Here is a 12,157-nt window from a genome sequence, read left to right as displayed (position 1 = left end):
GCAGTGGCGATGATCGCAGCGTACCGGCGGCGGGACCGGGCCGGGTCCGATCCACCTCGATCGCCCGGGCTACCGAGCTCGGACCGCGACCAGGCGCAAGATCAGCGGGACCCGATCAGGACGGTCGCCGGGTGGCCGTTGATCAGGATCTCCAGGCTGCGGTCGGCGGCCAGGGGGCCCAGCGCGGCGGCCCACTGGTCGGCCCGGCGGCGCGAGCTGAGCAGCACCAGCCGGCCGTGCCGGGCCTGCAGCACCCGGTCGAACTCGGCGGCCACCTCGGCCACGAAGGTCTCGTACGGACCGTCGACGTCGGCGTGCTCACCCCAGGGCGGATCGGTGACGATCACATCCACGTCATGATCGTCGATCATGGTCAGCCGGCGCGCGTCACCGGCACTCAACCGGACGTTGTCCCGCTTGCGGAGCAACGAATCCGGCAGGTTGGGCCGCAGCTCGGCCAGCTGCTCGTCGACGTAGTCGAGCCGGCGGAAGGGCTGAGCGAGCCGGGCCGCCAGCAGCGCCCCGGAGCCGGCGAAGGGGTCGAGGAAGCGATCCCGGCGGTCGGGTCGGGAGGCGGCGATCAGCATCGATGAAAGCTCCGGCGCCAGGGCGCCGGCGGCCACCTTGCGGCTGCGCTGTTTGGGCAGCCGATGACCGAGCAGGAACTCGTTCAGATCGGTCCGGCCGATCAGCCAGTATTCGGCGCCGCCGCCGCGGCTGGTCACCCGCGCGCGCACCTTCGCCGCCAGGGCCTGCTCCAGGGTCGCCCGGGCCGACCGGTCGATCGAGGTGAGTTGACCGTCGATCTGCGCCATCACCCGGAAGCCCTGCCGCCCGGCCGGAGCAAGATCAGCACCGGGCAGCTGCGCCACCAACCGGCGGATCGCGGCCGGCACCTTGCTCCGTGGTGCCCGCGCGATCACCCGGAACGCGTTGTTGGCGAACGGCAGCGGATCGGCCGACGTCAGCTCCCGTCGGCTCGTCACCAGCATCGCGCTGTCGTCGGCGAACAGCTCCCGCCCGTCCGGCAGCGCCTGCCGCAACGCCTCGGCGGCCAGCGGGCCGGTGCCGGCCGCGTATTGAATCAGATAGTCCGCGATCGCAACCATTCCTCGTCCTCGGTGATCACGCGACCCTACTATCAGCGAGCCGAGGAGGTGAGGTGGTCCTCAATCCGGCAGCGGGATCCGGCGCAGGTCGGTGAACGTGCTGTGCTGGTCCGGACGCACCACGGCCCAGAGGTCGCGGCCGACCACGGCGACGTGATGGCCGCCCTCGGTCAGCAGCTCCTTGGTGCGCCGCTCCGGGTCGGCCAGCCAGGTGGCGCCGTCGATGTCGATCACCAGCGACGATCCGTACCGGTGGATAGCGGCGCGCGCGGATGCACCGGTGCCGAGGTCGAGGACGTGGTCGGCCGCCAGGGTGGCCGGGTCGAGTCGCCACAGTCCGTGGTCGGCGATCAACCACAATCCGTCCCCGTCGCCGGCGATCGCCGCGGCGGTACGAGCTCCGCCCGGCACCGGGCTCTCGGCGAGCACGGCCAGGGTGTCCGGGTCGACGCGCAGCAACCGGCCGGATCCGAGCCGGCGCGGCGCGCCGGTGCCCGACTCGGGACTGGTGCCGACGATCAACGCCGATCCGTCCCACCAGATCGCGTGTACGGTCTCGTCGGTCATCGCCGCGACCCGGAACTCGCCGGAGTCGAGATCGACCCGGGTCAGCGCGCCGTCCCGCAACCCGTACCCCGGTGTCGTGCCGAGATAGGCGACCCGCCCGACCGACGTGATCGCGATCGGTCGCGACTGATGGTGTGATTCGTGCAGCCGGACCAGGACCCGCGGCCGGGTCACGTCGGCCGGCTCGACCTCGACCAGCGCCGCCTGCGGATAGGTGCCGGCGATCAGGGTGCCGTCGGCCGTCCAGGCCCACGACTCGACCTGCCCGATCTGGCTGGTCGGACCAAGCTCACCACCGGCCGGCGACCAGCGCGCGATGTCGCCCTGCTGCCCCGCCGACAGGAACAGGTCGCCGCTGTCCGGCACCCCGATCAGGTGACCCATGTGCGACGGGGTCGCGGCCAGGTCGGCCGGGACCGCCGTGATCTCGCCACCGGATCCCACCCGGACCAGGGAGGCCCGCTGCTGGCCGACCAGGATGATCAAGCCGTCCCGATCGATCTCCGCGGCGATCATCGGCTCCGACACCGGCAGCTGTCCGATCTTGTCCAACCGGCGCTCGGCCAGGTCGAGGCGGAGCAACGCCCCGCCGGCGCCGGTGAGATAGGCGAAGCCGTCGTGCTCGGGCGACAGGTAGCCACAGGCCCCGAGTGCCGCGGCCTCGGCGACCGGCTCGGCCGTGAGTCCGTCCGGGTCGATGCTCCACAGCTCGCTCTCGGAGACGAACCAGATCCGGCCACCGAGCATGATCAACTGGCGCGGCACGAGCTGGGTCGGGATGCCGGTGACGACCGTCAGCTCGGCCTCCGGATCGTCCAGCGGGAAGCCGACCAGCTGGCACGGGCTCACCCCGAGGCCGCACCAGACCATCCGCCGATCATGATCGAAAGCCAGCGCGCGGGCGTACAGCTGGCCCTCGTTGCCGAGCCGGCGCACGGTGCGAAATCCCTGCTCCGGGTCGTAGCGCACCACGGCGGCGTCGGGATAGGTCGCGACCAGCACCCCGCCGTCCGGCAGGGCGACGGCGTCCCACAGATAGGTCGCCTCCGGCGTCGGGCGGCCCACCGTCGTCACCGCACTGCCGTCCCAGTGGAACAGCAGACCTTGGTAATAGCTGCCGAGCCAGCAGCCGCCGTCGGCCGCGCTGGTGACGGCCCAGGCTCCGCTGGCGCCCGGCAGCGGCACCTCGGCGATCCGGGTCCCGGTGGCGTCGAGCACGCTGAGCGGCGCGTTCGTGCCCTGGCTCACGGTGTGGATCACCAGGTCGCCGGCCGGGGTCCGTCCCATCGCGGCTCGATGCGCCAGCACGGTCCGCATCGGAGTTGTCTGTTGCAAGATCACCCGGACTCCAGCCGACTTGTCAGAACTGAGGCTTGCTCTAGCCAGCGTCAATTCTGACAAGCCGGCCTCCGGGAGAGGGGTTGGGGTCAGCCCTTGACGGCTCCGAGGACGATGCCCTTGACGAAGTAGCGCTGCAGGAACGGGTAGGCGAGCAAGATCGGGATGGTGGAGAAGATGATCGTCGCCGCCCGGATGTTGTCGGCCGACACCACGATCTTCTGCAGGTCGTTGTTGGGGGTGTTGGAGCTGCCCATGCCGAGCATGCTCTGATCGATGATGATCGACCGCAGCACGACCTGCAGCGGGAAGTTCGCGCTGTCGGTGAGGAAGAACAGCCCGGTGAAGAAGTCGTTCCAGTGGGCGACGCCGTAGAACAGCCCGATCGTCGCCAGCACCGGCTTGGACAGCGGCAGCACGATGTGCCAGAGCACCCGCAGATCGCCGGCGCCGTCGATCCGGGCCGACTCCTCCAGCTCCCGCGGCAGACTCCAGAAGAAGTTGCGCATCAAGATCAGATTGAACGGCGAGACCAGGCCGGAGATGACCAGCACCCAGATGTTGTCGATCAGGCCCAGGCTGCGCAGCAGCAGATAGGTCGGGATCAGCCCGGCCCCGAACAACATCGGCACGATCACGATCCACATCAGCAGCCGATAGCCGGGCAGCGTGACCTTGGACAGGCCGTACGCGGCGGTGGTGGTGAGCAGCAGGTTGCAGAACGTGCCGACCACGGTCGCGAAGACGGTGACGCCGAGGGAACGCATCAGCACCGGGGTGTCGAAGATATACGCATACGCCTCGACGGTCGGGTCCTGCGGCAGCAGCATCAACGGATTCGCCGCGATCGCGGCACTGCCGCTGAGCGACTTGGCCAGGATGTTGATCATCGGCAGCAGGGTGAGCAACCCGAGCAGCACGAGCACCGCGTAGATGATCACGTTGGCCCAGGCCGGATTCCGATCCAGCGACGGCGGCCGGCGACGGGCCCGGTCGGCCGCGACCCCGGCGCCGGGCGGCAGGTTCTGGGCGGGATCGGCCTGCGGTCCGACGGTGGTCACCATATCGATCGTTGTCCCATCTTCTTCAGCACCTGGTTCGCCGCGACGATCATGATCAAGCCGATCACTCCCTTGAACAGCCCGACCGCGGTGGCCAGCTCGAACTGCGCGTCCAGCAGCCCGACCCGGTAGACGTAGGTGTCGATGATGTCGCCGACCTCGAGCACGGCCCCGTTGTAGAGCTGGAACACCTGGTCGAAGCCGGCGTCGAGCAGATTGCCGAGCGAGAGCACGAGCAGCACCGCCATCACCGGCCGCAGCCCGGGCAGCGTGACGTGCCAGATCTGCCGCAGCTTCCGGGCCCCGTCGACCCGGGCGGCCTCGTACAGCTGCGGATCGATGCCGGACAGCGCCGCCAGATAGATGATCGCGCCCCAGCCGAACTCCTTCAGGATCCCGGTCGCCACCAGCACCGAGACGAAGGTGTCGGGATTGGTGAGGAAGTTGACCCGCTCGCCGCCGGACTGCACCACCAGGGTGTTGAGGATCCCGGTCGGCCCCATCAGGTTGACCACGATGCCGGCGAAGACCACCCAGGACAGGAAATGCGGGAAGTACGTGATCGTCTGCACGCCGCGCTTGAACCAGACCCGGCGCACCTCGTTCAACAGCAGGGCGAAGATGATCGGCACCGGGAAGCCGAAGACGATCCGGTACAGGCTGATCACCAACGTGTTCCGGATCAGCTGCGGAAACTTCTCCGAGCTGAACAAGGTCTCGAAGTGCTCGAAGCCGGCCCACGGGCTGGCCCACATGCCGGCGAAGACCTTGAAGTCCTTGAACGCGATCTGCAGACCGACCATCGGCAGGTAGGCGAAGATCACGAAGTAGGCGATCGTCGGCAAGATCAACAGATAGATCCAGCGGTGCTGCCAGATCCGCTGGCCCAGCCCGCGGCCGGTCGACCCGCTGGTCGCGACCGTCATGAGTTGGTGTAGTTCGGCCGGGACTTGTCGGTCTGCAGTTGATTCACCTCGTCGATGATCTTGGCCCCGCCGGCCGCCTTCCACTTCTCCACCGCCGCGGCCCAGTCGGCCCGGGTGAGATCGTGATTGATGATGCAGCTCTCGGTGACCTTCTGCAGATAGTCCTGGGTGAGCCGGGTGCCGTCGGCGGCCTCGGTGGGGGAGAGCACGGTCGGGTTGCGGAAGTCCGGATACTCGGTGCGCATGTAGCTGTCGAACTTGCCGCGGATGAAGTCGAACTTGTCGCTCAGCTTGGCCGCCGCGTAGCTGAGCTGGAGCTGATCCCAATCCAGCTTCTCCGAGAACGGGCCGATGAAGCTGAGCGGTTCGAGCTGCGGCTGCTGGTAGGCCTTGTCCCGTTCGGTGTCCGGGATCGGCGCCTTCTTTCCGTCGGTGATCGTGAACGTCTTGCCCTCGATCCCGTACCGGCGGAAGTCCGAACCCTCGGTCAGCGACCACTCCAGGAAGTCGAAGAATCCGTCCGGGTTCGCCATCTTGGACGAGACGTAGAAACCGCGGTCGACCGGAAAGACCGGCCGGCTGCCGCCGCGCTGCTCCAGCGGATCGAGCACGCCGACCTCGCCCTTGGCGGCCGACTTCTTCAGGTTGGCCACAAGATCAGGGAAGACAGCCCAGTTCTCCACCGCGAACACGGCCTTGTCCGACTTGAACTTGTTGGTGGAGAGGTTGGGCTCCTTGTTCACGCCGTAGTCGGGATCGAGCAGTCCCTGCCGGTGCAGGTCCTGCAGCCAGAAGTAGAGCTCGATCTCCTGATCTTTGACGAACCACGGATCGAGCACGTTGGGATCGTTCGGGCTCGGCTCCCAACCACTCTTGGACACCCCGAACGACGTGGCCAGCTCCTTCGTGTGCCACTCGTAGCCGATGGTGAACGGGATGTGATCGGGATAGGCGCGCTTGACCTCGGCCAGGGTGGAGGTGAACTGCTCCAGGGTGGTCGGCGCGTCGATGCCGGCCGACTCGAGCAGGTCGGAGCGATAGAACATGAAGAACGGAACCTGGGGCCAGATCAGGGCCGGAACGAAGTAGCTGGCGCCCTCGGTGTCCTTCAGTCCCTCCCAGATCGATGCCGGCACGGCGTCGCGGACCGCCGGATGCTTCTCCAGCTGTTCGTCGATCGGCAGGAAGGCGCCCTCGTTCTGCGCCTCGGCCCAGACCCCGGAGCTCGGGCCGGGAGCCCACATCACGTCGGGCAGATCACCCGAGGCGAGAATGGTGTTGATCTTGGTGTTGTAGTCGATCACCGGGATGATCTGGACCTCGACCGACACATTGGCCAGTCGTTCCAGCTCGGTCTCGTACGGTCCGTCCTTGGTGTACGTCGCCGGCCCCCAGGTCGGCCGCAGATAGGTGAACTCGAGCGGTCCGGACGGGCCGGGCTGCTCGCCGCCGTCGGTGCTGCAACCGCCCACCGCCACCGTGGCCAGGACGGCACCCGTGGCACCGGCCAGAAGTCGTCGCCGGGGAAATGTTCGCATGTGCCCTCCTAGGCTTCGGGCACACGGGCAGCATGGGATCGGGCCACTCCGTCGTGCCTCCGGGACTCGCTGAACTGACCTCGAATCTAGGAATTAACGTGTTAATGTGTCAAGACTTCGCTCGAATCGTGGCCAACCTGAAAGGGTTAATGCGATGAATGCATCGCGGGGTAGGACCGGATCCGGCGATGAACGGGCCCTTCCGGCGTACGAGCGGGTCAAGATCGCCCTGCGGGAGGCCATCGCGAAGGGCGACCACTCACCGGACACCCCGTTCGTCACCGAGCGTGAGGTACGGGAGCGGTTCGGCGTCAGTGCCACCACCGCCGTCCGCGCGCTGAACGATCTGGTCGCCGAGGGCATCGTCGTCCGCAAGCAGGGCAAGGGGACGTTCGTCGCCGAATCCCGGCCCGAGCAGAGCCGGACACCCGGCCGGCCCGGGGATCGCACCGTGTCCTGCATCCTGCAGCAGGGCGTCGGCCCGCACGCGGCGCAACTGCTGGACGGGATCGAAACCACCCTGTCCGCGCTCGGCTACCGGCTCTATCTGACCTACTGCAACGACGACCCCGACCGGGAACGCGCCGCACTGCTCGACGCGCTGTCCCTCCGGCCCAGCGGCATCGTGATCTATCCGGGCGACAGCGACGCCAATCTCTCGGTCTACGAGCAGGCCCGGGCCAGCGGCATCCCGCTGGTCCTGGTCGACCGCTACCACCCGTCCGTCGCCACCGACGCCGTGCTCGCCGACGACGTTGCGATCGGCTATCAGGTGACCACCGCCCTGATCGAGCGCGGCCACAAGCGGATCGCCACCCTGTGGTCGGAAACCGGCTGCACCAGCGTCCGGGAGCGGCTCAGCGGACACCTGCAAGCCCTACGTGAGCACGGGATCCCGGTCCGACCGGAGCTGACCGTGCTGCGCCGCTACACCGGTACGGACGCGCTGGAGCGACTCCTCGGTGGAGCCGAGCCGCCGACCGTGCTGATGTGTGGCAACGGCTACGTCCTCGCCAGGGTGGTGGAGGATCTGGTCACCCTCGGCATCGACGCCCCGGACCGCGTCGACCTCGCCGGCATGGACTCCTCCGGCCCCTTCGACATCCTCCCGATCACCGCCGTCGCCGCCATCCTCCCGTCCCGACAGATCGGGGTCGACGCCGCCAACTTGTTGCATCGCCGGATCGATGAAGCCAAGCCTGATGCCGAGGTCGAGCACTGCATCATCCCTGTCACCATTCGGACTCGGGATGGGGCACCCGGGCACCTTCGGGTTGTTGCTCGAGGCTGAGCCCGCCAAGCTCACTCGCCCCGGAGCCCGGAGCCCGGAGCCCGGAGCCCGGATCGCGGTTCGTTCCCTGAGCCTGTCGAAGGGCAGACCGGGTGCCCCCTCTTCGGTTCGCCATTCGGCCGGGAAAGACGCACCAAGGAGCGGGCGGGTGACGGCGGGGAGGTGTCGCCGGCCGGGTGCCGGTCTCGGCCGGGTCCGGTTCAGGGATCGGGTGGGTCGGGTCGGTTCGTGATCGTGCCGTCAGGGTTGGCTGAGGTCGGCGCACTCGTCGAGTGGACTGCTTTGCCGCCGGTTTCTGCCGTGGGGGGTTGGCCCACCAGTCCACTCGGAGCCCGCCGGCGTCCCCACCAGCTCGACGGCGCTGCCGCCGGCTGACCTCGTGCAGCTCCCAGCGGCAGCGTCGGCCCCTCAGCAACCTCCGACGCCGACTTCGCGCCCTTTTGTGGGGCTTCGCCCCACCTGTAACGGTCGCGAGCACGAGTAAAGGGCGCGGAGCCGTACTCGCGTCGGCGGATCCCGGAAACGGCCGATAGGCAGCAATCCAGGGAGGGGCATTTCCTGGCTTGCCCCCTCGACAGGCTCAGGACGGCGCTTCGACAGGCTCAGGGAACGAAGACGGGCTAGGAAGGCCGAAGCACCTTGGCCACCTCGGGCAGGACCTCCTCGACCGGTCCGCTGAGCCGGCATTCCATGGCCAGCCACGCGTCATAGCCGATGTCGGCCAACGCGCCCAGGGTGTCGGGCCAGTCGTAGTGGCCGGCGCCCGGTTCGAGTCGATTGCTGTCGCCGAGCTGTACGTGCTTGATCAAGGATCCGGCGGCTCGGATGGAGGCGCCGACATCGGCCTCCTCGATCGACATGTGATACGTGTCGGCGATCACGGCCACGCCGGGGGAGTCGACCTCCTCCACCACGGACACGGCGTCGGCCAAAGTGTTGATCATGAAATCCTCGTACCGGTTCAGCGGTTCGAGATACAAGGTCGCGCCGACGCCGGCGGCATGATCACCGAGTTCGGTCAGGGCCTCGATCAGCAGCTTCCTCGATTCCTCGTCCGAGCGCGGCGGGGTGAAGGGCGGGAGGCGGCGGGAGAAGAGGCCGTAGGCGTGGGGGGAGACGATGCCGGAGCCGCCGGCGATCACGATGGTGGACAGGAGCTGTTTCACCTGGTCGATCGCGTCCCGGCGCCGGTCATGATCGAAGTCGCCGATGAAGTGGTCCATGTGCACGACCGCGGTGGGCATGATCACGCCGGCGTCGCGGGCCCGGGCGAGCTCGTCGGCCCGGCCGGCGAAGATCCCGTCGCCCTGGCCGGACAGCTCGATCCCGTCGAAGCCGACCGAGCGGACGAAGGCGTACTTCTCTTCCAGGGTGTCGCCGGGCAGGGTGCCTTCGGCGGCGGCGAGCTTGATGCTCATCAGTGCTCCTTCGCGTCGTCGACTTCGAGGATGACCTGCAGTGCTTGCTCGGGATGTTCGTCCAGCAGCCGGAAGGCCTCGCCGGCCCGGTCGAAGGCCCAGGTGTGGGTGATCAACTCGGTCAGTCTCAGCCGGCCGGAGACGCCGAGCTCGATCGCGGTCCGGGACAGCCGGTCGAAGTCCCAGCGTCCCTGCAGCGACGGGGCGACGCCGGAGATCTGGGAGCAGATCAGGGACACTCGGTTGTGGTGGAACTCCTCACCCAGCCGCAGCCCGGCCCCCTCGCCCTGCATGAAGCCGGCGACGCAGACCCGCGCGTTGTAGGCCACGGTCCGGATCGCCTCGTGCAGCGCGGCGTAGTGACCGCTCACCTCGAGGCACACGTCGGCGCCGCGGCCGTCGGTGAGCTCCCGCACCCGCTCGGCCACCGGGCCGACCTCGGGGTCCAGCGCGATCTCCGCGCCCAGCTCCAGAGCCCGGGCCCGCCGATCCGCGATCTTGTCGACGATGATCACCCGGCCACCGTTCAGCCGGGCCAGCTGGGCGGCGATCTGACCGGGCACGCCGGCGCCGAAGATCACCACGGTCTCGCCGATGTGGATGTCGGCGTCGAGCACCAGGTTGAGGCCGATCGCGCCGATCTGGGAGAAGATCCCCAGCCGCGGATCGGCTCCGGCCGGGAGAAGCTTGCGGCGCACCTTGTCGGCCGGCTGCACGGTGTGGGTCCGGTGACCCCAGGTGCCGTAGCTGATGTCACCCACCGCGACCCCATCGGTCCCGTCACCGGTCTCGACGACGACGCCGACCTCCTCGTACCCCCAGCCGTTGACCGGGAACGAGAGGCTGGTGTTGCCGTTGCGGAACAACCTGCTCTCGGAATCCCAATAGCGGTTGAGATACGGGTTGGTGCCGCGATAGGCGGTGAGCTCGGTGCCGGCGGAGATGCCGGTGTAGAGGGTACGCAGCCGGACCTCGCCGGGGCCGACCGGACGTTGCTCCTCGTCGACCACCTCGGCGACGCGAGGCTCGACGAAACTGACCATGGATGCCACAGGGATTGCTCCTTCAGGGGGTTGCAGAAGTACGAGTGATCAACCCTTGATCGCTCCGGACAGGAAGCCCTGGGTCACCTGGCGTTGCAGGGCCAGGAAGACGATCAAGACGGGCAGAATGGTGATCAAGGTCCCGGCCGCGAGCGGGCCGATGTCCAGCGACCGGCCGCCGGTGAACAGATACAGGCCGGTGGTCAGCGGGCGATAGCGGCCGCTGGGCAGATAGAGCAAGGGCACCAGGAAGTTGTTCCAGTTGGCCAGAAAGGTGAACACGGTCAGCGCCCCGAGCCCCGGCCGGACCAGCGGCAGCAGCACCCGGACGAAGATCTGCAACTCGGAGCAGCCGTCCACCCGGGCCGACTGTTCCAGCTCGTCGGGCAGGTCGGTGAAGAACGCGCGCATGAAGAAGGTGCCGAAGGCGATCCCGGTCATCGTCAGCACCAGGATCGCGCCGATCAAGGTGTCCAGCAACCCCATCGAGCGGAGCTGGAAATACAACGGGATCATGTACGTGAAGAACGGCACCAACAACCCGAGCACCACGGCATAGAACATGATCGTCCGGCCCGGGAAGGGCAGCCGGGCGAAGGCATAGCCGGCCATAGTCGAGATGATCACCACCAGGGCGGTGCTCGGCACGGTGAGCAGGATGCTGTCCACCAGATAGCGGCTGAACTCGCCCTGGGTCCAGGCCGTGATCAGGTTCTCCGGCGAGAACGAGGTGAAGAGCTCGAACGGCCGGCTCCGGACGTCCGCCTCGGTCTTGAACGTGGTGGAGACGACCATGATCACCGGAAACAACGTGAACAGCGCCAGCACCACCAGGATCAGGTGCCGGACGGCGAATCCGGCCGTGGTCCGGGCACTCCGCCGGCGCAAGCTGCGGGGCTGCTCGGTGGTCGGCGGAGCGGTGTCGGTGAGGACCGTCTGAGTCATCATGCCCCCGTCCCTTGCAGCGAGAGTCGTCGTTGCAGCCGGTTCAGCCCGACCGCGAACGGGATCGACAGCACGGTGATCAACAAGGCCAGGGCGGTGCCGTAGCCGATCCGGTTGAGCTGGAACGCGCTGCGGTACGAATAGGTCCCGAGCACGTTGGTGGCATCGGCGGGCCCGCCGCCGGTCATGATGAAGATGATGTCGAAGACGCTGAAGCCGCCGACCAGGATCAGGGTCAGCACCATCAGCAGCACCGGCATGATCTGCGGCAGGATCACGTGCAGCAACCGAGCGAACGGCCCGGCGCCGTCGATCCGGGACGCGTCGACGAGCTCGGTGTCGACGTTGCGCAACGCGGACAGCACGATCATGATCACGAAACCACAGGTGGCCCAGATCGCGGTCGCCAGCACCGCATAGAGGGCCGTGTTCGGATCGCCCAGCCAGCCGCGCTGCAGCCCGCCGAGCCCGACCAGCTCCAGCGCCCGGTTGAGCCAGCCGCTGACCGGGTCGTAGATCCAGCCCCAGACGATCCCGATCGCCACCCCCGGCAGCACGTACGGCAGGAAGAAGATCAACTTGTACGCCACGCTGGCCGACCGGACCGACCAGACCAGCAGTGCGACCACCAGCCCGATCACCATCGGTGCGACGGTGCCGATCACGATCCAGATGGCGTTCCGGCCGAGGGCGCGCCAGACTTCCGGATCGCCGAACATCTCGGTGAAGTTGGCCGCGCCGACGAAGGGCGGCGTCGGGTCCAGCCCGTCGAAGTCGACCACCGAGAAGTAGCCGGCGCTGATCATGGGGAACAGGAAGAAGATGATCACCAGCGCCATCACCGGCAGCACCAGCAGCAGGCCGAGCCGGGCCTGGGCCCGACGGGTGACCCGGGGGAGGTGGCTGAGGACGGCCATCGGC

At 68.0% G+C, this 12,157-nt stretch carries 10 protein-coding genes; 1 reads left to right on the top strand and 9 read right to left on the bottom strand.

Going from position 1 to position 12,157, the window contains the following annotated elements:
- Positions 1-101 precede the first annotated feature (101 nt).
- The 5 genes from FNH24_RS10930 to FNH24_RS10910 all read right to left on the bottom strand — a co-directional run bounded on the left by FNH24_RS10930 (position 102) and on the right by FNH24_RS10910 (position 6,539).
- Positions 102-1,109 (bottom strand): TRM11 family SAM-dependent methyltransferase, encoded by a 1,008-nt coding sequence (locus FNH24_RS10930; protein ID WP_152362200.1) that lies wholly within the window; start codon positions 1,107-1,109, stop codon positions 102-104.
- 60 nt (positions 1,110-1,169) lie between these two features.
- Positions 1,170-2,993 (bottom strand): hypothetical protein, encoded by a 1,824-nt coding sequence (locus tag FNH24_RS10925; RefSeq protein WP_152362199.1) that lies wholly within the window; start codon positions 2,991-2,993, stop codon positions 1,170-1,172.
- A 110-nt stretch (positions 2,994-3,103) separates the two neighbouring features.
- Positions 3,104-4,078, bottom strand: coding sequence for a carbohydrate ABC transporter permease (locus FNH24_RS10920; protein ID WP_152362198.1), 975 nt, complete (start codon positions 4,076-4,078; stop codon positions 3,104-3,106).
- Entirely contained in the window at positions 4,072-5,001 is a 930-nt protein-coding gene (locus FNH24_RS10915; RefSeq protein WP_152362197.1) for an ABC transporter permease, read from the bottom strand. The genes FNH24_RS10920 and FNH24_RS10915 overlap by 7 nt, the downstream gene beginning before the upstream one ends.
- The gene (locus FNH24_RS10910; RefSeq protein WP_152362196.1) at positions 4,998-6,539 is read right to left on the bottom strand and encodes an extracellular solute-binding protein; all 1,542 of its coding nucleotides are present in this window, start codon (positions 6,537-6,539) and stop codon (positions 4,998-5,000) included. Before FNH24_RS10910 ends, FNH24_RS10915 begins: the two co-directional genes overlap by 4 nt.
- 154 nt (positions 6,540-6,693) lie before the next feature.
- On the opposite strand from FNH24_RS10910, the gene FNH24_RS10905 reads away from it, so the two are divergent.
- A complete protein-coding gene (locus tag FNH24_RS10905; RefSeq protein ID WP_152362195.1) occupies positions 6,694-7,830 on the top strand; it encodes a GntR family transcriptional regulator in 1,137 nt (378 codons plus the stop codon).
- A 620-nt stretch (positions 7,831-8,450) separates the two neighbouring features.
- Here FNH24_RS10905 and FNH24_RS10900 read toward each other — a convergent pair.
- The 4 genes from FNH24_RS10900 to FNH24_RS10885 are packed head-to-tail and all read right to left on the bottom strand — an operon-like array spanning position 8,451 to position 12,153.
- Positions 8,451-9,248: a sugar phosphate isomerase/epimerase family protein gene (locus FNH24_RS10900; protein WP_152362194.1), complete on the bottom strand. Its 798-nt coding sequence runs from the start codon at positions 9,246-9,248 to the stop codon at positions 8,451-8,453.
- Complete coding sequence (locus FNH24_RS10895) at positions 9,248-10,291, bottom strand: zinc-binding dehydrogenase (RefSeq protein ID WP_246186845.1); 1,044 nt, start codon at positions 10,289-10,291, stop codon at positions 9,248-9,250. Before FNH24_RS10895 ends, FNH24_RS10900 begins: the two co-directional genes overlap by 1 nt.
- Positions 10,292-10,339: 48 nt before the next feature.
- A complete protein-coding gene (locus tag FNH24_RS10890; RefSeq protein WP_152362192.1) occupies positions 10,340-11,239 on the bottom strand; it encodes a carbohydrate ABC transporter permease in 900 nt (299 codons plus the stop codon).
- Positions 11,236-12,153, bottom strand: a complete 918-nt coding sequence (locus FNH24_RS10885) for a carbohydrate ABC transporter permease (protein ID WP_152362191.1) — start codon at positions 12,151-12,153, stop codon at positions 11,236-11,238. The genes FNH24_RS10890 and FNH24_RS10885 overlap by 4 nt, the downstream gene beginning before the upstream one ends.
- Between the last annotated feature and the right edge of the window lie 4 nt (positions 12,154-12,157).

Source organism: Microlunatus speluncae (genome assembly GCF_009299835.1).
Taxonomy (GTDB): Bacteria; Actinomycetota; Actinomycetes; order Propionibacteriales; family Propionibacteriaceae; genus Microlunatus; species Microlunatus speluncae.
This window is presented reverse-complemented; position numbering and strand designations above follow the sequence as displayed.